24 protein-coding genes and 1 riboswitch are annotated in these 22730 nt (G+C 60.2%); of the genes, 13 read left to right on the forward strand and 11 right to left on the reverse strand.

Going from position 1 to position 22730, the window contains the following annotated elements:
* Positions 1 to 45: 45 nt before the first annotated feature.
* From Q7W83_RS19825 to rpoE, 4 genes are all read right to left on the reverse strand, one after another.
* Positions 46 to 1473 carry a DegQ family serine endoprotease gene (locus tag Q7W83_RS19825; RefSeq protein ID WP_473656618.1) on the reverse strand — a complete coding sequence of 476 codons (1428 nt, stop codon included), beginning with the start codon at positions 1471 to 1473 and terminating at the stop codon, positions 46 to 48.
* A 180-nt stretch (positions 1474 to 1653) separates the two neighbouring features.
* Positions 1654 to 2610 carry a MucB/RseB C-terminal domain-containing protein gene (locus Q7W83_RS19830; RefSeq protein WP_150630902.1) on the reverse strand — a complete coding sequence of 319 codons (957 nt, stop codon included), beginning with the start codon at positions 2608 to 2610 and terminating at the stop codon, positions 1654 to 1656.
* Positions 2611 to 2618: 8 nt separating this feature from the next.
* Positions 2619 to 3206, reverse strand: coding sequence for a sigma-E factor negative regulatory protein (locus Q7W83_RS19835; protein WP_150630903.1), 588 nt, complete (start codon positions 3204 to 3206; stop codon positions 2619 to 2621).
* Between the two features lie 30 nt (positions 3207 to 3236).
* On the reverse strand, positions 3237 to 3818 hold the full coding sequence (gene rpoE, locus Q7W83_RS19840) for an RNA polymerase sigma factor RpoE/AlgU (protein WP_007944079.1): 582 nt from the start codon (positions 3816 to 3818) through the stop codon (positions 3237 to 3239).
* 557 nt (positions 3819 to 4375) lie between these two features.
* Between rpoE and nadB the strand changes: the two genes are divergently transcribed.
* A complete protein-coding gene (gene nadB, locus Q7W83_RS19845) occupies positions 4376 to 5992 on the forward strand; it encodes an L-aspartate oxidase (protein WP_150630904.1) in 1617 nt (538 codons plus the stop codon).
* Here the strand turns inward: nadB and Q7W83_RS19850 are convergent.
* Together Q7W83_RS19850 and Q7W83_RS19855 are read right to left on the reverse strand one after the other, a co-directional pair.
* Complete coding sequence (locus Q7W83_RS19850; RefSeq protein ID WP_150636332.1) at positions 5961 to 6413, reverse strand: protein YgfX; 453 nt, start codon at positions 6411 to 6413, stop codon at positions 5961 to 5963. The genes nadB and Q7W83_RS19850 overlap by 32 nt on opposite strands.
* On the reverse strand, positions 6397 to 6651 hold the full coding sequence (locus tag Q7W83_RS19855; RefSeq protein WP_007944081.1) for an FAD assembly factor SdhE: 255 nt from the start codon (positions 6649 to 6651) through the stop codon (positions 6397 to 6399). The genes Q7W83_RS19850 and Q7W83_RS19855 overlap by 17 nt, the downstream gene beginning before the upstream one ends.
* A 150-nt stretch (positions 6652 to 6801) precedes the next feature.
* On the opposite strand from Q7W83_RS19855, the gene ygfZ reads away from it, so the two are divergent.
* Together ygfZ and Q7W83_RS19865 are read left to right on the forward strand one after the other, a co-directional pair.
* A complete protein-coding gene (ygfZ, locus tag Q7W83_RS19860; protein WP_150630906.1) occupies positions 6802 to 7743 on the forward strand; it encodes a CAF17-like 4Fe-4S cluster assembly/insertion protein YgfZ in 942 nt (313 codons plus the stop codon).
* A gap of 36 nt (positions 7744 to 7779) precedes the next feature.
* Positions 7780 to 8601, forward strand: a complete 822-nt coding sequence (locus tag Q7W83_RS19865; protein WP_150630907.1) for an HDOD domain-containing protein — start codon at positions 7780 to 7782, stop codon at positions 8599 to 8601.
* Positions 8602 to 8643: 42 nt separating this feature from the next.
* On the opposite strand, the gene Q7W83_RS19870 is transcribed toward Q7W83_RS19865, so the two are convergent.
* Together Q7W83_RS19870 and Q7W83_RS19875 are read right to left on the reverse strand one after the other, a co-directional pair.
* Positions 8644 to 10032 carry a sensor histidine kinase gene (locus Q7W83_RS19870; RefSeq protein ID WP_150630908.1) on the reverse strand — a complete coding sequence of 463 codons (1389 nt, stop codon included), beginning with the start codon at positions 10030 to 10032 and terminating at the stop codon, positions 8644 to 8646.
* Positions 10025 to 10696 (reverse strand): response regulator, encoded by a 672-nt coding sequence (locus Q7W83_RS19875; protein ID WP_084322654.1) that lies wholly within the window; start codon positions 10694 to 10696, stop codon positions 10025 to 10027. Before Q7W83_RS19875 ends, Q7W83_RS19870 begins: the two co-directional genes overlap by 8 nt.
* A 390-nt stretch (positions 10697 to 11086) precedes the next feature.
* Between Q7W83_RS19875 and Q7W83_RS19880 the strand changes: the two genes are divergently transcribed.
* The 4 genes from Q7W83_RS19880 to Q7W83_RS19895 are packed head-to-tail and all read left to right on the forward strand — an operon-like array spanning position 11087 to position 15131.
* Positions 11087 to 12064: a Bug family tripartite tricarboxylate transporter substrate binding protein gene (locus tag Q7W83_RS19880; RefSeq protein ID WP_150636328.1), complete on the forward strand. Its 978-nt coding sequence runs from the start codon at positions 11087 to 11089 to the stop codon at positions 12062 to 12064.
* Positions 12065 to 12123: 59 nt separating this feature from the next.
* Positions 12124 to 12582 carry a tripartite tricarboxylate transporter TctB family protein gene (locus Q7W83_RS19885; protein ID WP_150630910.1) on the forward strand — a complete coding sequence of 153 codons (459 nt, stop codon included), beginning with the start codon at positions 12124 to 12126 and terminating at the stop codon, positions 12580 to 12582.
* A 1-nt stretch (position 12583) separates the two neighbouring features.
* Entirely contained in the window at positions 12584 to 14098 is a 1515-nt protein-coding gene (locus Q7W83_RS19890; protein WP_150636326.1) for a tripartite tricarboxylate transporter permease, read from the forward strand.
* Complete coding sequence (locus tag Q7W83_RS19895; protein ID WP_473656624.1) at positions 14091 to 15131, forward strand: AbrB family transcriptional regulator; 1041 nt, start codon at positions 14091 to 14093, stop codon at positions 15129 to 15131. The genes Q7W83_RS19890 and Q7W83_RS19895 overlap by 8 nt, the downstream gene beginning before the upstream one ends.
* A gap of 43 nt (positions 15132 to 15174) precedes the next feature.
* Here the strand turns inward: Q7W83_RS19895 and ung are convergent, their stop codons facing one another.
* Positions 15175 to 15867, reverse strand: coding sequence for a uracil-DNA glycosylase (ung, locus tag Q7W83_RS19900; protein ID WP_010462292.1), 693 nt, complete (start codon positions 15865 to 15867; stop codon positions 15175 to 15177).
* 132 nt (positions 15868 to 15999) lie between these two features.
* Here ung and Q7W83_RS19905 point away from each other — a divergent pair, with 132 nt between their 5' ends.
* Positions 16000 to 17103 carry an enoyl-CoA hydratase/isomerase family protein gene (locus Q7W83_RS19905; RefSeq protein WP_458377747.1) on the forward strand — a complete coding sequence of 368 codons (1104 nt, stop codon included), beginning with the start codon at positions 16000 to 16002 and terminating at the stop codon, positions 17101 to 17103.
* 124 nt (positions 17104 to 17227) lie between these two features.
* Here the strand turns inward: Q7W83_RS19905 and Q7W83_RS19910 are convergent, their stop codons facing one another.
* Entirely contained in the window at positions 17228 to 17686 is a 459-nt protein-coding gene (locus Q7W83_RS19910) for a hypothetical protein (protein ID WP_150630914.1), read from the reverse strand.
* A 167-nt stretch (positions 17687 to 17853) separates the two neighbouring features.
* Complete coding sequence (locus Q7W83_RS19915) at positions 17854 to 18096, reverse strand: hypothetical protein (RefSeq protein WP_473656627.1); 243 nt, start codon at positions 18094 to 18096, stop codon at positions 17854 to 17856.
* Between the two features lie 276 nt (positions 18097 to 18372).
* A riboswitch (guanidine-I (ykkC/yxkD leader) is annotated at positions 18373 to 18473 on the forward strand.
* A 62-nt stretch (positions 18474 to 18535) separates the two neighbouring features.
* Between Q7W83_RS19915 and Q7W83_RS19920 the strand changes: the two genes are divergently transcribed.
* Genes Q7W83_RS19920 through Q7W83_RS19940 form a run of 5 tightly spaced genes read left to right on the forward strand, consistent with a single transcriptional unit; the run spans position 18536 to position 22610 of the window.
* Positions 18536 to 19603, forward strand: a complete 1068-nt coding sequence (locus Q7W83_RS19920; RefSeq protein WP_473656629.1) for a putative urea ABC transporter substrate-binding protein — start codon at positions 18536 to 18538, stop codon at positions 19601 to 19603.
* Between the two features lie 15 nt (positions 19604 to 19618).
* A complete protein-coding gene (locus Q7W83_RS19925; RefSeq protein WP_150630917.1) occupies positions 19619 to 20434 on the forward strand; it encodes an ABC transporter permease in 816 nt (271 codons plus the stop codon).
* On the forward strand, positions 20431 to 21219 hold the full coding sequence (locus tag Q7W83_RS19930; RefSeq protein WP_473656631.1) for an ABC transporter ATP-binding protein: 789 nt from the start codon (positions 20431 to 20433) through the stop codon (positions 21217 to 21219). The genes Q7W83_RS19925 and Q7W83_RS19930 overlap by 4 nt, the downstream gene beginning before the upstream one ends.
* A 12-nt stretch (positions 21220 to 21231) precedes the next feature.
* Entirely contained in the window at positions 21232 to 21957 is a 726-nt protein-coding gene (locus Q7W83_RS19935; RefSeq protein WP_008036212.1) for an urea amidolyase associated protein UAAP1, read from the forward strand.
* 11 nt (positions 21958 to 21968) lie between these two features.
* Positions 21969 to 22610, forward strand: coding sequence for an urea amidolyase associated protein UAAP2 (locus Q7W83_RS19940; RefSeq protein WP_150636312.1), 642 nt, complete (start codon positions 21969 to 21971; stop codon positions 22608 to 22610).
* Positions 22611 to 22730: the final 120 nt, after the last annotated feature.

Raw genomic sequence — 22730 nt, forward strand, 5'->3', positions numbered from 1 at the left:
AAACCGCCTCTTTCGAGGCGGTTTTTTACTCAGCCGACAACCGGTTTATTCAGCCAGTTTGAAGGTGATGAAGCTGGCGCGATTTTGACGCAGAACCCGCATCGACACCGAGCGGTTCTTCGGCAGCGCCTTGGCGATATCGGTGAACTCCTTGGTGGAGCCAATCGCCTGATTGTTCAGGTGAGTGATGACATCACCTGGCTGCAAGCCGATCAGAGAAGCAGGACCCTCCTGGACTTCCTTGATCACCACACCCCCTTTGAGGTCGTAGGTTTTCTTCTGCTCGTCGGTCAGCTCGGCCACCGAAACACCCAGGCGATTGCTGCTGCGCTCAGTGGTTGATTTCGGCAGGGTATCCAGTTCCTTACCTTCTTCAGGGATGGCGCCGACCGTTAGCTCGACATTTTGACGCTTGCCTTCACGAATCACTTCAAGATTGGCCTTGGCGCCAGCCTTCAGCGCGCCGACCAGATGCGGAAGATCGGCAGACATGACGATCGGTTGACCGTTCATGCTCAGGATCACGTCACCCACTTGCAGGCCACCCTTGGCAGCCGGACCGTCATCCTGGATCTGGGCCACCAGCGCACCGGCCGGCTTTTCAAGACCGAACGACTCGGCCAGATCCTTGTTCACTTCCTGAATGACGACACCCAACCAGCCACGGCTGACTTTGCCGCCGCTTTTCAGCTGGTTGGAAACGTCCATGGCCACGTCGATCGGGATTGCGAACGACACGCCCATGAAACCGCCGGAACGGGTGTAGATCTGAGAGTTGATCCCCACTACCTCACCCGCCAGGTTGAACAGCGGACCACCGGAGTTACCCGGGTTGATCGGCACGTCGGTCTGGATGAACGGCACATAGTTTTCGTTCGGCAGACTGCGGCCGATGGCGCTGACGATGCCTTGTGTCACGGTGTGGTCGAAACCGAATGGCGAGCCGATGGCCACAACCCACTGGCCTGCTTTCAGGTCCTGGGATTTGCCCAGTTTCAGGACTGGCAGATCCTTGCCTTCGATTTTCAGCAGCGCCACGTCGGAGCGTGGATCGGTGCCGACCAGTTTGGCTTTCAGCTCGCTGCGGTCAGCGAGACGAACGAGAATTTCGTCGGCATCGGCAATCACGTGGTTGTTGGTCAGGATGTAGCCGTCAGACGAGATGATGAAACCCGACCCCAAGGATTGGGCCTCACGCTGACGATCGCCGCGAGGTGTACGCGGTTGTGGCGGCATGCCGCGTTCGAAAAACTCGCGCAACATCGGCGGCAAGCCCTCGAGGTCGGGCATCTGCTCGCTCACTTTTCGATCCGGCAGTTTCTGCGTGGTACTGATGTTCACCACCGCGGGCGAGGCCTGCTCGACCAGCTGTGTGAAGTCAGGCAATTCGGCTGCTTGCACAGCGACCGCCTGACCGAGCACCAGCACGGTGGCAAAAATGGAGAGGTAAGACTTCAAGCGTGGTATCGACATACGGCTCCCGTTACGACGAGCATAGTTAAGCGATATGGAGCAAGGAACACCGGGAACAATACGCCGGTATTTTTGTTCCGGGAACAACAAACAAGGCCAGAGCCGAGGGGCTCTGACCTATAAAAAATTTCGGGGATATTTGCAAATAGAAATGCTCACCAAACATTTCGATATAGCTCACTACTGGGTTGCAGTGGCATCGGTGCGCATGGACAGCGCGATCCGTTCAGCAGTGCCTACCGGGATTTCACCGACCACGGTGACCATCATCTCGCCTTGAGGGGTCGTCACACGCCGGGATACAGCCACGGTTGGGCCCAACTGAGTACGAGTATCGGTGACGGTAGCGCCATTCAGCGGTTCCAGAAACACCGAGAAACGGGCCAGACCATCGTCATACATCAGGCTGCTGACTTGGGTTTTGGTTTCGGGATCCTTGCGCGAGGTACTGCTTGTCAGCTCGAAGCCGGCAGGCAACCAGTCCGTATGCCAGTTTTGGGCAGCCTTGACCGCTGACGCCTTGTCGCTGTCGAGGGTGACGGCTTTGCAATCCGGGCCCGCCTGCAACTCGTCGTCGGAGGGCACGTCGGAAGTATCCAGCTGCGTAAACTGGAATCGCTCCAGCAACTGCCCTTTCTCATTCAGGAGCAATGATTTGAGAGGCAGGCCGGTTTCTTTATCCAGATGCAATTCAAAACCGTAGCGATGTTGATCGCGAGGCGTCAGGCTAACAATGACCGCCGCACGTCCGGCCACACGCGACTTGCCGATGACGGCAAGTTCGTACCAATTCTTGAGCTTTTGTGGATCAAGTGCACGAGCTGCGGAGTTGGGGGAATCCCCAAGCCCTGCAATCAGAGTGCCGCTGACGCATTGAGTATGTCCATCAATGCGCACGACTTCCTGAGCCGACCCGTCGAGCTGGAGCAACCGCTCGCGGACCTTGCCATCCTGGACGCGGTGCCAGATGTTGTGGGTAGAAAAACTACCGTTACGCTCGTAGACGAAAGTACCGTGAAAGCTTTGCTGTTGCTCGGCCTGACCAAGACGGGTCAACCAGTCTTGTGCCTCATCGGCGTGGGCTGGAACGATGAACCAGCCACCGAGCAGAAGCGAAAGTAGAGGTATGGCGCGCATGATCCTCCTTAACGGTTTTCCAGGCTTGCTGCACGAGCGTAAGGCAGAGCGCTCTCAGTACCTTTCAGTGCAGCCTGTTGAGCATGTTGGCGCAAGTAGCTTGGCAGACGCTGATCGTGCCAGCCTGGCTGACCTTGCAAAACGCCATTGGCCATAGGACCGGTGGCTTCCGAACTTTCATTGTAGCCTGCCAATACAGCTGGGCCCTTGACCTGAGGAACGGCCAGACCCGGTTGACTGGATTGCTGAGCCAGTTCGACACCCGCGATCTCGTCCTGATTGTACAGACGAACACCTGCCAATACGGCAACGGTGACCGACGCAGCTACAGCCAGTCGACCCAGGCTGCGCCATGGACCACGGGAGACTTTCGCCGGCACGGCTTCGTCAGCCAGCGCAGCAGAAACTGCCGCAGCGATGTCCAGACGTGGAAGCAGCAGATCCTTGTGCATCACTGCCCGAGCGATTTGATAACGAGCCCATGTATCACGGGTTTCTACATCGTCGAAGGCATTCAATACCCGACGCAATTCCAGTTCGTCCGCTTCGTTATCCATCACTGCGGACAGCGATTCCTGCAGGGCTTCACGACTCATGGCGTTCCTCTCTTGGCTGTCGCCGCTGTCTCAGTTTTCCTGCAACAACGGCTGCAGGGCTTTATCGATGGCCTCCCGAGCGCGGAAAATCCGGGAGCGCACGGTACCCACCGGACACTGCATGACTGCCGCAATGTCCTCGTAACTCAGACCATCGAATTCACGTAAAGTTAAAGCCGTACGCAAATCTTCTGGCAGTTGCTGAATGGTTCGATGGACGGTGCCTTCGATCTCATCCCGCAGCAATGCGCGTTCAGGCGACTCGAGATCCTTGAGGCCATGATCGCCATCGTAGAACTCGGCATCTTCAGAACTGACATCGCTATCCGGCGGCCGACGGCCGCGTGAAACCAGATAATTTTTCGCCGTGTTGATGGCGATGCGGTAAAGCCACGTGTAAAACGCGCTGTCTCCGCGAAAATTTCCAAGCGCACGGTATGCCTTGATAAAGGCTTCTTGTGCCACATCCTGGGCTTCATGGGTGTCGTGCACGAAACGCACGATCAACCCGAGAATTTTGTGCTGGTATTTCAGCACTAGCAGATCGAAAGCTCGCTTGTCGCCGCGCTGAACGCGTTCGACGAGCTGCTGATCCTCTTCCTGGGTTAGCATGAACTCTCCTCGATAAGCTCGGAGGAAGCTTGCATAACTAAACGACCAGACTTGCAAACATAGACTCGGGCTTTTCGCAAAAGTTCTCCCCCTCCAAGCAAGTTTCCTGCGGGCTCTGATTTGGCACGCACGAAAAGCGCAGCTCGGGAAAACCCGGCTGCGCGAATAATCTTGTCATCGGATTCGCCGGCAAGGATCAAACCGCAATCCTGCATTGAAGCCGACACTGTCCCTTGATTCAGGCAACGGTCTATTGATCTTGGGCCTTTGGCAAAAGTTCCAAATATTTATAGCTGTGCCAGACCGACATTGTGCAACCGTGAATGGAAAAAGACTGTTAAATCGACGATACAGTCCTCTTGTCGCCGAACCGGTGAAAAAATCATCCGACGAAGCGTCAAGTCTTTTCCGTCACAGTAGTTTCACAATGCCATGTGACCTCGGCTATTGTGCCGCTCCCCCCCTCTATATACTAGTGCGCTGTGTGGCTGCCTCGACTCGCCGTTCCAGAGTCATGCGCCAACCCCGACCCGGGTCGCTTTGAGCGGAATCCTGAAATGAGCCAACAGTTTCAACACGATGTTCTGGTGATTGGCAGCGGTGCTGCCGGTTTGAGCCTTGCGCTGACCTTGCCCGATCATTTGCGTATCGCCGTACTGAGCAAAGGCGACCTCGCCAACGGCTCGACATTCTGGGCCCAGGGCGGTGTCGCTGCCGTTCTGGACGACACCGATACAGTTGAGTCCCACGTCGATGACACCCTCAACGCTGGTGGCGGCCTGTGCCACGAAGACGCCGTGCGCTTCACCGTCGAGCACAGCAAAGAAGCCATCCAATGGCTGATCGATCAAGGCGTGCCGTTCACCCGCGATGAACAATCCGGCACCGAAGACGGTGGTTTCGAGTTTCACCTGACCCGTGAAGGCGGTCACAGCCATCGGCGCATCATTCACGCCGCCGATGCCACCGGCGCAGCGATTTTCAGAACCCTGCTCGACAAAGCCAGACAACGGCCCAACATCGAGTTGCTGGAACAACGGGTCGCCGTCGATCTGATCACCGAGAAGCGCCTGGGTCTTGAAGGCGACCGCTGCCTCGGCGCCTACGTGCTCAACCGCGGCACTGGAGAAGTCGACACCTACGGCGCACGTTTCGTGATCCTCGCGTCCGGCGGTGCCGCCAAGGTCTACCTCTATACCAGCAACCCCGACGGCGCCTGCGGTGATGGCATCGCCATGGCCTGGCGTTCGGGTTGCCGGGTGGCGAACCTGGAATTCAACCAGTTTCACCCGACGTGCCTGTATCACCCTCAAGCCAAGAGTTTCCTGATCACCGAAGCCCTGCGCGGCGAAGGTGCACACCTGAAACTGCCCAATGGCGAACGCTTCATGCAACGTTTCGACCCGCGCGCCGAACTGGCGCCACGGGATATTGTTGCCCGGGCCATCGACCACGAAATGAAGCGCCTCGGTGTCGATTGCGTTTATCTGGACATCAGTCACAAGCCGGAAGCGTTCATCAAGACGCACTTCCCGACGGTGTACGAGCGCTGCCTGGAGTTTTCCATCGACATCACCAAGCAACCGATTCCGGTGGTTCCCGCAGCGCACTACACCTGCGGCGGCGTGATGGTCGATCAGCAAGGCCGCACCGACGTGCCGGGGCTGTATGCCATTGGCGAAACCAGTTTCACCGGCCTGCATGGTGCCAACCGCATGGCCAGCAACTCGTTGCTTGAGTGTTTCGTTTACGCGCGCTCCGCGGCAGCGGACATTCTGGAGCAACTGCCGCAAGTTTCGATTCCGATCGCCCTGCCCGTCTGGGATGCCAGCCAGGTCACCGACTCGGACGAAGACGTGATCATTGCGCACAACTGGGATGAACTGCGGCGATTCATGTGGGATTACGTCGGCATCGTGCGCACCAACAAACGCCTGCAACGAGCACAGCATCGCGTGCGGCTGTTGCTCGACGAAATCGACGAGTTCTACAGCAACTACAAGGTCAGCCGGGATTTGATCGAGCTGCGTAACCTGGCCCAAGTGGCAGAACTGATGATCCAGTCAGCCATGGAACGCAAGGAAAGTCGCGGCCTGCATTACACCCTCGACTACCCGAACCTGCTGCCGGTGGCGCTGGACACTATTCTGGTGCCGCCCACCTACGCCGACTGAACGCGAGCCGAACCCGCAGGCGTCGGTGCACATCCGCCGCCTGCGAATCCCGGGGCACGCAGATCGCCCGAACCCGACGCTCGCCCTGCAGGCGAAAACGCAGGACTACGACCAGCGGCAGAGCCAGGCTGTCCGGCCGTAGCTGAACCGCCTGCCAACCCGCCGCCTGATTCCACAACTGCCAGCCATCCGCATCGCGACGCAAGCCGCGAAACGCCTGTGGGTGTGTCAATAAAATCTGGCGTGGCAATGCCCAGACGCCATGAGCCAGGCAGCAAACAGCGCCGAGCAAGCTGGCCCAGACCGGTATGGCAAGCAGAAACAACGCACCCAGCGCGAACAGCTGGGCCAACAGATACGCCGCCAGCAACTGCCGTGAGGCATGCCAGCGGCATTCGAACGCATTACTTGGGCTGGACACGATCCAGGATCATGCGAACCATGCGCTGCAGCTCAGGGTCTTCCGATTCGGCGCGTTCCATGAACCAGCCGAACATGTCCTGATCTTCGCATTCGAGCAGCTTGCGGTAGCAATCACGGTCGACATCATTGAGGTGCGGGTAGACCTCTTTCACGAACGGCACCAGCAACACGTCAAGTTCAAGCATGCCGCGGCGGCTGTGCCAGTAGAGGCGATTCAGTTCTACATCTTCGACCATGGAGCGCTCCTCAAATAGGCGGCAAGTATACAGCCCCCGACATCATCGAACAGTCGGCTTTGGTCGGGCAGTGCCGAGCTTTTGTGAACTACCCATTTCATGGGCGCCCCCTTATGATGTCCCCCAGACTCTTTTAACCTGCGATGTCCCATGGCCGATTCTGCTTTTTTCTGCACCCTGTCTCACGAAGGCGTTCTCGCGGTCCGCGGCGCTGATGCCGGCAAATTCTTGCAAGGCCAGTTGACCTGCAACCTCAATTACCTGAGCGACACCCAGGCCAGCCTCGGCGCGCGCTGCACCCAGAAGGGCCGGATGCAATCGAGCTTCCGCATTCTGCTGCAAGGCGATGGCGTGCTCATGGCCATGGCCACCGAGCTGCTGGAGCCGCAACTGGCGGATCTGAAAAAGTACGCCGTGTTCTCCAAATCGAAATTGACCGATGAAAGCGCTGCCTGGGTCCGGTTCGGCGTTGACCATGGCGATGCCGCACTCGGCAGCCTGGGACTTGCGTTGCCGGCAGACACCGACAGCGTTGCGCGCCATGACCAACTGATCGCTATCCGCGTTTCGCCGGACCGTGCCGAACTCTGGGTCAGCGCCGATCAGGCCGATGTCGTCAAGGGCCAGCTGTCTGCCCTGCTGGCCGAAGGCGACCTCAATCAATGGCTGCTGGGCCAGATCCGCGCAGGGATCGGCCAGGTCATGCCGGGCACACGCGAATTGTTCATCCCGCAGATGCTCAATCTGCAAGCCGTCGGCGGCGTGAGTTTCAAGAAAGGTTGCTACACCGGCCAGGAAATCGTTGCGCGGATGCAGTATCTGGGCAAACTCAAGCGTCGCTTGTATCGTCTGAAGCTGGACGCCGATGCATTGCCTGAGCCCGGCACACCGTTGTTTTCCCCGACACACGGCAGTTCCATCGGCGAAGTGGTGATTGCCGCACGCGCGGAGCAAAACATTGAACTCCTGGCAGTCCTGCAAGCCGAAGCTGCGGACGGTGGCGATGTCCATCTGGGCGCGCTCGAAGGGCCAGCCCTGCACCTGCTTGATCTGCCTTATGAACTGGATCGCGATCGCGAAATCCAGCGTTAACAGCAGTACCTGTTTGCAACACCCTAGAGAAAAGAAATGAGCGATTTGGCGGATAAGGTCCAACAGGATTTGGTTGAGGCCATCGATAACGATGACCTGGTTCTGCCAACGTTACCGGAAGTGGCTCTGCAGATTCGCAAGGCCGCTGAAGACCCGGAAATCAGTGTCAGCACCCTGAGTAAAGTGATTGGCCGCGATACGGCGCTGTCGGCGCGCCTGATCAAAGTGGTCAATAGCCCGCTGCTGCGTGCGACCCAGGAAGTCACTGACTTGCACACGGCAATCACGCGCCTGGGCGTCAACTACAGCAGCAACCTGGCCATCGGCCTGGTCATGGAACAGATTTTCCATGCGCGCTCTGACGTGGTGGAAAAAAAGATGCGCGATGTCTGGCGCAAAAGCCTGGAAATCGCCGGGGTCAGCTATGCGCTGTGCCGCAGTTACACGCAGCTCAAACCCGATCAGGCCGCGCTGGGCGGACTGGTACATCAGATTGGCGTACTGCCGATCCTGACCTACGCAGAGGACCACTACGAACTGTTGTCAGACTCGGTCAGCCTGAACCATGTGATCGACCAGATTCACCCGCTGCTAGGCGACAAATTGCTCCGGGTCTGGGAATTTCCGGAAATGCTGGTACAGGTGCCGGGGCTGTATCTGGACTTCAAGCGTGAGTCCGAGCGCGTCGACTATGTGGATCTGGTGCAAGTGGCCAGCTTGTATTGCCACAAGGACACCGACCATCCCATCGCCCGTATCGACCCGCTCAGCGTACCGGCCTTCAAAAAGTTGGGAATCGACCCGGAGAATGAGGCGATGTGCAGGGATCTGGAAGAGTCGCGGTCGATGTTTTACTGATTGAAACCGCGCCTCCCCCATCGCGAACTGGCAGCACAGCCATCACTCCCCCGCGATAAAACTCACCCGCACCTTCAACCCCGCCTGCTCGCCATCGTGCAGGCTGATCTGTGCCAGGTGCGCGCGGCAGATCTCGCCGACAATCGCCAGCCCCAACCCCGACCCGGCCACCTGCTGGTTGCGACGATAGAAGCGCTCGAACACCCGATCACGTTCTTCAAGCGGAATCCCCGGACCATCATCCTCGACTTCCAGCACCGCTGGCGCCGAGACCCGCAGGATCACATTGCCGCCGGGCGGCGTATGGGCCAGCGCGTTGTCCACCAGATTGCTCAATAGCTCGTTCAACAGCGTCGGCTCACCGCGCAGCCACACCGGCTCGTCGGCCTCCAGCGCCAGCGCCACGCCACGGGCATGGGCCAACGGCGCCATCGCCATGCCCAGTTCCCGGGCCAACTGACTCAGATCGAGTAATTGCGCACCGCCCTCGGCGATTGCCCGGGCACCGTTCTCGACCCGCGCCAACGAGAGCAATTGATTGGCCAGATGGGTCAAGCGGTCCGTGCCCTGGGCCGCCGTTTCCAATGTGTTGCGCCAGGTCTCGGGCTCGGTCGAGCGCAGGCCAAGCTCAAGCCGGGCCTTGAGCGCCGCCAGTGGCGTGCGCAGTTCATGGGCGGCATCGGCGATGAATTGCGCCTGCCGCTCAAACTGCCCGCGCAGGCGTTCGGTAAAGTGATTGAGGGCGCGCACCAGCGGCCACAATTCATGCTGCACTTCCACCAACGGCAGCGGCCGCAGATCGTCGGACTGCCGCTCCTCCACCGCTGTACGCAAACGCTCCAATGGACGCAACGCTGCACTCACCGCAAACCACACCATCAGCAACGCGCCGACCGCCAGCATGCCCAGTCGCAGCAACGTGTCCGCCGCCAGGCTACGGGCCATGCTGACCCGCGCTTCATCGGTTTCCGCCACGCGGATTTCCGCCATGCCGTTCATGTTCGGCTCGCTCACAGGTTTGAGCAGACTCACCACCCGCACGTTCTGCCCCTGATACGTCGCGTTGTAGAAACGTGCGAGCGCCGGATAGTCATCGGTGCGCGGCGTGCCCGGCGGCGGTGGCGGCAGGTTTTCGTAACCGGAGATCAACTTCTGATTGATGTCATTGACCAGATAGAAAATCCGCCCTGCGCTGTCGTAGGCGAAGGTATCGAGGGCCACGTAGGGCACGTCGGCGCTCAGACTGCCATCGCGCTGGGACACCCCGGCGGCAATGGTTCGTGCCGAGGCCAGCAAGGTTCGGTCGTACGCGGTGTCGGCGGCCTCGCGCCCGTTCCAGTACGCGCTCAAACCACTGGCCAGCATCAACACCACCAACAACAACGCGAGGTTCCACAGCAACCGCCAGCGCAGGCTGCTGGGCTTATGCATCGCGGCTTTCCAGCAAATAGCCGAGACCGCGGAAGGTCACGATGGCGACCGGTTGGCCGTCGAGTTTCTTGCGCAAGCGGTGGACGTAGATTTCGATGGCGTCGGGACTGGCTTCTTCGTCCAGACCGAACACCTGGGCAGCCAGTTGCTCCTTGCTCATCACCCGACCGGGACGCGCTATCAGCGCTTCGAGCACCGCTTGTTCGCGGGAGGTCAGGGTCAGCAATTCTTCGCCAAGGGTGAAGCGCCGGGTGTCCAGATCGTAAGCCAGTACGCCGCAGGTCTGCTGGCGCTCGCCGCCGAGCACGCTGCGGCGCAGCAAGGCTTTGACCCGGGCTTCGAGTTCGGTCAGTTCGAAAGGCTTGGCCAGGTAATCGTCAGCGCCAAGGTTCAAGCCATGGACCCGGTCCTTGACGTCGCTGCGCGCGGTCAACATCAGCACCGGCAGGTTCTTGCCCCGGGCCCGCAGGCGCGCCAGCACTTCGAAACCATCCATGCGCGGCAGGCCGACGTCGAGGATCGCCATCGCGTATTCCTCGCTACTCAACGCCAGGTCGGCAGCCACTCCGTCATGCAGCACATCCACGGTCAGCCCGGTGCTCTTGAGCGCCTGGGCGACACTGTCGGCGAGTTGCAGATGGTCTTCGACGAGCAGAACACGCATGGATCTTTACCTCATTCAGGGATGTTCGACGCCATTCTTTGGCGCGGAGTTTACAGCCGCATCCGCCGCTGTGAAGCCCGAAAACCGTGAAAGCCCACTGAAAGGTTAGTGAAAGGTTCGACCGTTACAGTCGGCCCACGGATGGTTTCGACTGTAAGCCATCGACTGTGCTTTGAAATGTAGCTCCCGAAAAACGCCTTGATGCGTTTTCGCCAATAAGAACAATAACGAGGTACGTCGCCATGCTGTCCACACAGCTTCAGGTTTGTCCGCATCATCTCTTTTCTCAATTCCCATCGTTTACGTTTGTCAGCGCCGTCAACGGCTGCGCAACGCGAAACTGTCGCACCTGAAACATCCCCAAAAACAACAACTCCCGTGGAGACAACAATGAATCGATCACTGCGCCGTTTCGCCCTCGCCGCCAGCTGCATGCTGTTTGCCGGCCAACTGATGGCCGAGCCGAAACGCCCGGAATGCATCGCCCCGGCCTCGCCTGGCGGCGGTTTCGACCTGACCTGCAAACTGGCGCAAAGCGCGCTGGTCAACGAAAAGCTGCTGACCAAACCGATGCGCGTGACCTACATGCCCGGCGGTGTCGGCGCGGTGGCGTACAACGCGGTGGTCGCTCAACGCCCGGCCGATGCCGGCACGCTCGTGGCGTGGTCCAGCGGTTCGTTGCTCAACCTGGCCCAGGGCAAGTTCGGTCGCTTCGATGAAACCAACGTGCGCTGGCTGGCCGCCGTCGGCACCAGCTACGGCGCCATCGCGGTGAAAAGCGATTCGCCTTACAAAACCCTCGACGATCTCGTTCAGGCGCTGAAGAAAGATCCGAGCAAAGTGGTGATCGGTTCCGGCGGCACCGTCGGCAGCCAGGACTGGATGCAAACCGCGCTGATCGCCAAGGCCGCCGGGATCAACCCGCGCGATCTGCGTTACGTCGCCCTCGAAGGCGGCGGTGAAATCGCCACCGCGCTGCTCGGCGGCCACATCCAGGTCGGCAGCACCGACATCTCCGACTCCATGCCGCACATCCAGAGCGGCGACATGCGCCTGCTGGCGGTGTTCTCCGAGAAACGCCTGGACGAGCCGGAAATGAAAGACATTCCGACCGCCAAAGAGCAAGGCTACGACATCGTCTGGCCAGTGGTTCGCGGCTTCTACCTCGGGCCAAAAGTCAGCGATGAAGACTACGCCTGGTGGAAAGACGCCTTCGACAAACTGCTGGTATCACCTGAGTTCGCCAAGCTGCGCGATCAGCGTGAACTGTTCCCGTTCGCCATGACCGGCCCGGAGCTGGACACCTACGTGAAGAAGCAGGTCGCGGACTACAAAGTGCTGGCCAAAGAGTTCGGCCTGATTCAGTGATCGCCTCTGTCTAGCGGCGGCGGCCCCCTTTCTGCGGGGCTGCGGCACAGGAGTTTCCTATGCTCTTACAACGCATTTTTGCGTCGGTGCTGTTACTGGCCTGTGTGGGTCTGGCACTGATGGCATGGCCGTACCAAGCGGCCTTTTCTTATGAACCGGTGGGTCCTCGTGCGTTTCCGCTGCTGATGCTCGGGCTGATGGGCATGGCACTGTTGTACATGGTGTTCCGTCCCGCACCGATCAAGCACAACCCTGACGAACCGCCGATGGACCGCGAAACCCTGACCAAAATCGGCATCTGCGTGGTGCTGTTGCTGGTATTCGCGGGCACTTTCGAACCGCTCGGGTTCATTGCCGCGAGCATTTTGATCGGCGTCCCGATGGCGCGCCTGTACGGCGGCCGCTGGCTGCCCAGCGCGATCATCATCAGCCTGATGGCGATCGGTCTTTACCTGCTGTTCGACAAGTTGATGGACGTGCCACTGCCACTGGGCGTGCTCGACGTTCTGGAGAACTGATATGGATACTCTTGGCTATTTGGGTCAGGGTTTCGGCGTCGCGCTGAGCCCGTACAATCTGGTGACCGCCCTGTGTGGCACCTTGATCGGCACCGTTGTCGGCTTGTTGCCCGGCCTGGGTCCGATCAACGGCGTAGCGCTGTTGATCCCGATCGCATTCGCCCTCGGGCTGCCACCGGAGTCGGCGTTGATTCTGCTGGCCGCGGTGTATCTGGGTTGCGAGTACGGCGGCCGGATCAGCTCGATCCTGCTGAACATTCCGGGCGAAGCCTCCACCGTCATGACCACCCTCGACGGTTACCCGATGGCCCGCAAAGGCCTGGCCGGTGTGGCGCTGTCGCTGTCGGCGTGGAGTTCGTTCATCGGTGCGTTCATCGCCACTTGCGGCATGGTGCTGTTCGCTCCGCTGCTGGCGAAATGGGCGATTGCCTTCGGGCCGGCGGAATATTTCGTGCTGATGGTGTTCGCGATTGTCTGTCTCGGCGGCATGGCTGGTGATCGTCCATTGAAGACCTTCATCGCAGCGCTGATCGGTCTCTTTCTGTCGACGGTCGGCATCGATGCCAACAGCGGTGTCTACCGCTTCACCGGGGACAACATTCACCTGACCGACGGTATTCAGTTCGTCGTGCTGGTGCTGGGCCTGTTCTCCATCAGTGAAATTCTCCTGCTGCTGGAAAAAACCCACCACGGTCAGGAGGCAGTAAAAGCCACCGGCCGCATGATGTTCAACTTCAAGGAAGCCTCGGCGGTGTTCGTGGTGAACATTCGTTGCGGTCTGCTGGGTTTCATCATGGGCGTGTTGCCGGGTGCCGGCGCGACCCTTGCCAGCGCCGTGGCCTACATGACCGAGAAGCGTATCGCAGGGGCCAAAGGCACGTTCGGCCAAGGCGACATGCGCGGCCTCGCGGCACCGGAAACCGCCATTGGCGGTGCCGCGTGCGGTGCACTGGTGCCCATGCTGACGCTCGGCGTTCCAGGTTCGGGCACCACCGCGGTGATGATCGGCGCGCTGTCGTTGTACAACATCACCCCGGGTCCGCTCCTGTTCCAGCAGCAACCCGACATCGTCTGGGGCCTGATCGCCTCCTTGTTCGTCGCCAACATCATGCTGGTGATCCTCAACATCCCGATGATCCGCATCTTCACCCGCATCCTCGCCGTGCCGAACTGGGCGCTGGTTCCGGTGATCGCAATCATCACCGGGATCGGCGTCTACGCGGTGCACGCCACCACGTTCGACCTGTTCCTGATGATCGGCATCGGTATCTTCGGTTACATCCTGCGCAAGCTGGACTTCCCGTTGTCGCCGGTCCTGCTGGGTTTCATCCTCGGAGGCTTGATGGAGCAGAACCTGCGTCGCGCCCTGTCGATTTCCAACGGTGCGCTGGAAATCCTCTGGTCGAGCCCGATCACGTTCGGTTGCTGGGTCCTGACGGCGATCATGCTGTTGATGCCGCTGCTGCGGATCTGGCGCAAACGTTCGGCTGCTCAGCGCGCCATTGCCGATGTCTGATCGAACACCCTTCAACGCCTGGTGGGGTACGCCGCTGGTCGGCGCGCTGGGCGGCTACCTGGCCAGCCTCGTCGGCTGGCCGCTGCCATGGATGGTCGGCTCGTTGCTGGCGATCATCCTGGTGCGCTGTCTGACACCGTGGCAATTGGCGGAAATCCCCGGTGGCCGCAAGTGCGGCCAATGGGTTGTCGGTATCGGCATCGGCCTGCACTTCACCCCGATGGTGATGGAGCAGGTGCTGAGCCACTTTGGTCTGATCTTCTTCGGTGCGTTGGTCACCAGCCTCTCGGCCATCGTCGGGGTCTGGTTGATGCGGCGCACCGGTGAGGATCGCGCCACCGCGTTCTTTTCCAGCATGCCCGGCGGTTCCGGGGAGATGGTCAACCTCGGCGCGCGCAATGGCGCCGTGCTCAGTCGCGTAGCGGCCGGGCAAAGTCTGCGGGTGCTGGTGGTGGTGCTGTGTGTGCCGGCGGCGTTCAAGTATTTGCTGGGCGACGGTGCGCCCATCGTTCATCCGACGGCCGTCAACTGGTGGTGGCTGGCCCTTCTATTCCCGGCAGGCGCGTTGGCGGCCTGGCTTTGGGAACGTCTTCGTCAACCCAATCCGTGGTTGTTCGGGCCGTTGCTGGTAAGCGCGGCGGTGAGCATTGGTTGGGATTTGCATATTGGCTTGCCCCATGGCGGCAGCCAGATTGGCCAATGGTTGATCGGCAGCGGCCTGGGCTGTCACTTCAATCGGCAGTTTTTCCGGCGGGCGCCTTCGTTTATGGGGCGGACCTTGATCGGAACAGTGCTGACGATGTTGATCGCCACGGCAGCAGCACTCGGGTTGAGTGCACTAACACATCTGGATTTGCGTTCGCTGACTTTGGGCATGATGCCCGGCGGGATTGCGGAGATGAGCCTGACGGCGGAGACCCTGCAATTGTCGGTGCCATTGGTGACCGCGATGCAGGTGATGCGTTTGTTGTTCGTGTTGTTTCTGGCGGAGCCGTTGTTCAAGTATTGGAATCGCCACCCGGACTCCGTCTGATAGACCGAGGCGCCCTCATCGTCGGAACGCCTCGGTCAGCCCATCAAACCGGCGGCAACCGCCACTCGATCGGCGTCTCGCCATTCTGCTCCAAAAACTTGTTGGTCCGGCTGAAGTGCCCGCACCCGAGAAACCCGCGATAAGCGGACAGCGGCGACGGATGCACCGACGTCAGCACCAGATGCTTGGTCGCGTCGATCAGTTTCTGCTTGCTCTGGGCATGGGCGCCCCACAGCATGAACACCAGGTGCGGTTGCTGCTGGCTGACCACTTCAATGATCCGGTCGGTAAAAAACTGCCAGCCCTTGTCTTTGTGCGCATTGGCATTGGCCCGCTCCACCGTCATCGTCGTATTGAGCATCAACACGCCCTGATCGGCCCAACTCTGCAGATAGCCATGGTTGGGAATGTCGATGTTCAGGTCGCGCTTCAGCTCTTTATAGATGTTCACCAGCGACGGCGGCGCCGGTACGCCCGGCTGCACCGAAAAGCACAAGCCATGGGCCTGACCCGGGCCGTGATACGGGTCCTGACCGAGGATGACGACCTTGACCTTATCCAGCGGCGTCGAATTCAGCGCGTTGAAAATCATCGGGCCGGGTGGATAGATTTCCTTGCCCGCCGCACGTTCCTGTTGCAGGAAATTGCGCAACTCTGCCATGTAGGGCTGGTCGAACTCAGCACGCAGTGCTTCCTTCCAGCCCGGTTCGAGTTTGATACGGTCGTCAGCAGTCATGGTTACATCCGGAAAAAACAATGGGGCGAACCCTAGGAAAGCCCATCACGCTTGTCAATTGATCTGACGCAGAACCGGCACTTTCCTGCATTGCGATCATACTGAACGCTCAAATTCCCGATCGAGGTCACGATGAATCTGCACTTCGAAGAACTCACCGGCACCGACGGCGCCCGCATCGGCGTTGCCAGCCTGGATGCCGAAAAGTCCCTGAACGCCCTGTCCTTGCCGATGATCAACGCCTTGCGCGATCAATTGGACGCGTGGGCCAAAGAGCCGCAAATTGTCTGCGTCCTGTTGCGCGGCAAAGGTGCCAAGGCCTTTTGCGCCGGCGGCGAAGTCCGCAGCCTGGTGGAAGCCTGTCGCGCGCATCCGGGTGAAGTCCCCCCGCTGGCCGCGCATTTCTTCGCGGCGGAGTACCGACTGGACTTCAGCCTGCACACCTACCCGAAACCGTTGATCTGCTGGGGCCATGGCTACGTTCTGGGCGGAGGCATGGGCCTATTGCAAGGTGCGAGCATCCGCATCGTCACGCCGAGCAGCCGACTGGCAATGCCGGAAATCAGCATTGGTTTGTATCCGGATGTCGGCGCCAGTTGGTTTCTGTCGCGCCTGCCCGGCAAGCTCGGTCTGTTCCTCGGCCTGACCGGTGCGCACATGAACGGTCGAGATGCGATTGACCTGGACCTGGCCGACCGCTTTCTACTCGATGAACAGCTGGGGGAGCTGATCGAAGGGTTGCTGCAGTTGAACTGGCAGGAACAGACGCCGATGCAGCTCAACAGTCTGCTCAAGGCCTTGCAGCAGGAAGCACTCGCGCAGATGCCCGAAGCCCAGTGGCTGCCGCGTCGTCAGCAGATCGATGAACTGCTGGACGTCAGTAACGTGCAATGCGCCTGGAAGGCCATCAGCCAGCAGCGCGATAGCACCGACCTGCTACTCAGCCGTGCCGCGCGAACAATGAGTGAAGGTTCGCCGCTGACTGCTCATCTGGTCTGGGAACAGATCGTCCGTGCGCGACATATGTCGCTGGCCCAGGTTTTCCAGATGGAATACACCTTGAGCCTCAACTGCTGCCGCCATCCGGAATTCAGCGAAGGCGTGCGGGCGCGGTTGATCGACAAGGATCAGAAACCGCACTGGCATTGGCCCGACATCAATAGTGTGCCGGATGCGGTGGTGGAGGCGCATTTTCACAAGGCTTGGGAAGGTAGGCATCCGCTGGCGGATTTGTAAGGTCACAAAACGAAATGTGGGAGCGAGCCTGCTCGCGAATACGGTTTGTCATCCATCAATGATGTGACTGACACTCCGCCTTCGCGAGCAGGCTCGCTCCCACAGGTCTTGCCGTTAACTCATGTTACCGGTGACCGCCACGCCCATCATGACTGCCCCGTCCCCCCCGGCCATCGCGTCCGCCGTGGCCGCCGCGATTGTCGTTGTTCCAATTGCCACGGTTACGGCCATCCCAACCGCCCCGGCCATTGCCGTCCCAGCCGCGACTCTGATGGGCCCGGTAATCGCCTCGTGGCGATGGCTGGTAATAACGCGGTGCCGGTTGATACACCCGCGGCTGGTGGTAGTACCGCGGTGTCGGCTGGTAATAGCGGGCCGGCGGTGAGTAATACCGGCGCGGCGACGTGTAGTAACCGCCATTGGAGTAGTAAGGCCCGCCACCGGAGTAATACGGCGCAGGGGACGTGTACACCTCGGAACTGTAGTAGCTGCCTCCTCCATCGGCATAGGGCACGCACGCACCGAGAGACAATCCCACTACAGCTATCAGAAGAATTCGACGGAGCATTTTTTGAAGGAGCATGGCGGCCTCCTGGACCGCGAGTGAGCCACACCAGCGACGCTGGCGGGCGACAGTCAATTATTCGGTGACTGTCGAGAGATCAGACATCGATTTCGAAATCTGGTGCGGTCTTGCAACAAGTTGAAACATCTGGCCGATGAAAGGTTTTTCATCCATTCATCCGCTGATTAATGGTGACCTCCGCGATATCCACCGCCGTAATGACGGGGCGCATGCCCGCCCCAATAGTAGTAGCGATAACCACCGTAAAAGCGCGGGCCATAGTAGTAGCGCGGGCCGTAATAGTAGGAATACGGCACATAGCCGGGAGAGTAATAAGGCGTGGAATACACGTCGTAGGAGCCGGCGTAGTAGTAGCAACCGGCCAACCCGACACCGAGCACAACACCCAGCAACAGTCGACGAAACATGGCGGCCTCCTGAAAGACCACAGCCGATACAGGCCGGCTGACACCTGTTTTGACTGACGATGCAATGGCAAGTGCCAGACGACACCGACCTTCAGATCAGCGGCCCGCCACGCTACATCTCAGTGCACGGATGCACCATCACAAAGCAACGAACGACCCTCGACTCTCCCGGCCAAAAAGCAATCCCCCGGCCCAGAGCGCTTCGGGCGACTTGGCACGGCTCTCGCTTTAGCAAACCCGTGCAGGAGTCATCACAGGTTCGCGGCACCACAATTTGCAATGGCTGACTAGGGTTCCGGCTCGCTAAGGCGAGTGGCTGGTCCGAGAGTTGGCGACCTCCAGTTGAGGTTACACGGCGGGACAAAAGCCCGGGAGACAAGCCACCGTTTACGGTGCCGCGTTGACTCCTGCCCGCCCTTGATCAACTGGAGAATCACCCATGCTCAAGCTTCGTTTACCCGCCCTCCTCGCCGCTGCGTTTGCAGCCCTCGTGAGCGTCTCGTCCCAGGCTGCGCAAAAAGACCACTTCAGCGTCTGCTGGACCATCTACGCCGGCTGGATGCCTTGGGAATACGCCGGCAGCCAAGGCATCGTCGACAAATGGGCCAAGAAGTACGGCATCAAGATTGATGTGGTGCAGCTCAACGACTACGTCGAATCCATCAACCAGTACACCGCCGGCCAATTCGACGGTTGCACCATGACCAACATGGACGCGCTGACCATTCCGGCAGCTGGCGGCGTCGACAGCACCGCGTTGATCGTCAGCGACTTCTCCAACGGCAACGACGGCATCGTGCTCAAGGGCGACGGCAAGAAAGTCAGCGACCTCAAGGGCATGGACGTCAATCTCGTCGAGCTGTCGGTTTCCCACTACTTGCTGGCCCGGGCACTGGATTCGGTGGACCTCACCGAGAAAGACCTGAAAGTGGTCAACACCTCCGACGCTGACATTTCGGCGGCCTTCAGCACCGATCAGGTCAACGCCGTCACCACCTGGAACCCGATGCTCTCGGACATCAAAGCCAAGCCCGGCGTGACCGAAGTCTTCAACTCCAGCCAGATCCCCGGCGAAATCATGGACATGATGGTGGTCAACAGCGCCACCCTCAAAGACAACCCGGCCCTGGGCAAAGCGCTGACCGGTGCGTGGTTCGAAGTGGTCGAGTTGATGAACGCGAAAAACGCCGCCAGCAAAGCCGCGCTCGAGCACATGGCCAAGGCCTCGGGCACTGACCTGGTGGGTTTCCAAGCGCAACTCGACACCACCAAATTGTTCGCCACACCCCAAGAAGCCTTGGCGTTTTCCACCAGCAAGCAACTGCCGGAAACCATGCGCAAGGTCGCCGAGTTTTCCTTTCAGCACGGCTTGCTCGGTGAAGGCGCCAAGGACACCAGCGCCGTCGGCATGGCCTTCGCCAATGGCGTGACCAGCGGCGACAAGACCAACCTCAAGCTGCGCTTCGATCCGAGTTACGTGCAGATGGCCGCCGACGCCAAGCTGTAAGAAGAGGACCTGGCCATGCGCCTGATCAATCGTCACCCGGATCGTCCGAGTCGCCTGCTGTTGGTGATCCTGCCGTTCGCCCTGGTGCTGCTGGCCTACTTCATGGGCTCGGCCGAACGGCTGCTGGACAACCCCAACGACAAACTGTTGCCGAGCGCCGTGCAGATGACCGATGCGGTGAAGCGCCTGGCGTTCAGCGCCGACAGCCGCACCGGTGAATACGTGTTGTGGCAAGACACCGCGTCCAGTTTGCGGCGCCTGGCGATCGGCCTCGGCATCAGCGCGCTGGCCGGGCTTTGCCTGGGCATCGCCGCCGGGACGTTGCCGCTGTTCGGCGCGCCGTTGTCGCCGTTGCTGACGGTGCTGTCGATGGTGCCGCCGCTCGCGATCCTGCCGATTCTGTTCATCGTGTTCGGGTTGGGGGAATTGTCGAAAGTGATGCTGATCGTGATCGGCATCACCCCGTGCCTGGCGCGGGATCTGGAACAGCGCGCCCGGGAAATTCCGGTGGAGTTGCTGATCAAGGCCCAGACCCTCGGCGCTTCAACCTGGACGCTGATGCTGCGTGTGGTGCTGCCGCAATTGCTGCCGCGCCTGCTGATCTCGCTGCGGCTGATGCTCGGTTCAGCGTGGTTGTTCCTGATCGCCGCCGAAGCCATCGCTTCCACCGACGGCCTCGGCTACCGGATTTTTCTGGTGCGCCGTTATCTGGCGATGGATGTGATCCTGCCGTACGTGGTCTGGATCACCTTGCTCGCCTGGCTGATGGATTGGGGCCTCAAGCGCCTGACCCAACGCGCGTTCCCTTGGTATGAAGGAGCCCGCGCATGAGCTTCATCACGGTGAAAAACGTCTGGCAGCAATACGCCGATCAGGTGGTGCTCGAAGGCTTGAACCTGAACGTCAACGAGGGTGAGTTTTGCACCCTGGTCGGTGCGTCGGGTTGCGGCAAATCGACCTTCCTGCGGCTGTTGCTCGGCCAGGAACGCGCCAGTCGCGGCGAGATTCTGCTGGACGGCCAGGCCCTGGCCAGCGAGCCGGATTCGAGCCGTGGCGTGGTGTTTCAGCGCTACTCGGTATTTCCGCACCTGACCGTGCTGGACAACGTCGCCCTCGGACTCGAACTCCCACGTTCACCGCTGCTCGGACGCCTGTTCGGCAGCGCTAAAAAAGAGGCGCGCGAACAGGCCTCGGTGCTGCTGCACAAAGTCGGTCTCGGCCACTCGCTGGACAAGTACCCGGCGCAGCTCTCCGGCGGCATGCAACAACGGTTGGCCATCGCCCAGGCGCTGATCATGAAACCCCGCGTGTTGCTGCTCGACGAACCGTTCGGCGCGCTCGATCCGGGCATCCGCAAAGACATGCACGCCTTGCTGCTGGAACTGTGGCGCGAGACGCAACTGACGGTGTTCATGGTCACCCATGACCTGTCCGAAGGTTTCAGCCTCGGCACCCGTTTGCTGGTGTTCGACAAGGTCCGCGTCGACCCGCACGCCCCCGGCGCCTATGGCGCGCGCATCACCTACGACATCCCATTGAACAGCGACCGCCGCGCCTCCCGTGCCGCCGTCGATGCCTTGCCGATTGAGTTGGCAGGCACGCTTCGCACCGCTTAAGAGGATTTGCACATGACTGATTCGACCCAACTGTTTCCACCCTTCGCCGAAGAAATGCTCCCCGGCGGCGGCCATCGTTCTTTCGTCCTCAAGCGCGGCCAATTGCTGCGCCTCACCGACCTGCGTGGCGGTGCCAATGTCAGCCTGACGCTGCTCAACGCCAATGAAAAAACCGAGCGTCTGAACCTGCCCGACAGCCTCAAATGCCAACACACCGCCAAGCTCACCACTGGCCATTGCCTCTACTCGGACATGGGCCGGGTGCTGGCGGCAATTACCGCCGACACCTGCGGCTGGAGCGACAGCCTCGGCGGCGTGCTCTGCGCTGAAGAAGTGGCAGAAAAATACGGCGCCGGCCGCTACCAGGAACTGCGCAACGGCTTCTTCCGCAACGGCACCGATAACCTGTTGGTGGAACTGGGCAAATGGGGTCTGGGCCTGTCGGATTTGCTGATGACGCTCAATTTGTTCAGCCGCGTGAATGTCGATGAGGCCGGGCGTTTCCACTTCGTCGAAGGCAACTCCAAGGCCGGCGACTACATCGAGTTGTACGCGCCGATGGACACGCTGGTGGTGCTCACCGCCCTGCAACACCCAATGGACCCATCGCCGGAATACGCGCCAAAACCGTTGAAGTTGAGCTGGATGAACGCCGACGCCAGCGTCGCCGAACACTGCCGCACTTCGCGCCCGGAAAACGAGCGCGGCTTCATCAACACCGACCGTCTGTTCGCCTGAGGATCGCTGCCATGTCACTCGCAATCGCTACCACGCCCAAGCAACCAGAAGCCGCGGTCTACCGCGCCACCATCCCCGCCGGCGAACCGTGGCTGATGGAAGTCAAGGCCGGCCAGACCCTGCGCATCCTCGATCTGGAAGGCAACCAGGCCGTCGACACCTTGTTCTACAGCGTCGCCAATCCGAAAGAACGCTACGACGTGCAACGCACTTTGCGCCGGCAAAATAGCGTCTACCTGAGCACCGGCAGCGTGCTGTATTCCAACCTCGGCAAACCCATGTTGACCATCGTCGCCGACACCTGCGGCCGCCACGACACCCTCGGCGGTGCTTGCGCGCAGGAGAGCAACACCGTGCGTTACGCGCTGGAAAAACGCTACATGCACAGCTGCCGCGACAACTACCTGCGCGCCTGCGTCCACGACGGACGACTGGGCAAGGGTGACATCGGGCCGAACATCAACTTCTTCATGAACGTGCCGGTCACGGCGGATGGCGGGCTGACCTTTGAAGACGGGATTTCGGCGCCGGGCAAGTACGTGGACCTGCGGGCAGAGATGGATGTGATCGTGCTGATTTCCAACTGCCCGCAACTGAATAATCCGTGCAATGCCTACAACCCTACGCCTGCGGAGCTGCTGGTATGGAACTGAAACTTTCGCGGTTGCGGCGGTGGTTGTTTGCCCTGTGCCAGGCCCGTTCCGGGCAGTGCCTCAAACAGCCAAAACACCACTGAAACCTGTGGGAGCGAGCCTGCTCGCGATAGCGGTGTG

Source organism: Pseudomonas sp. 300 (genome assembly GCF_055803035.1).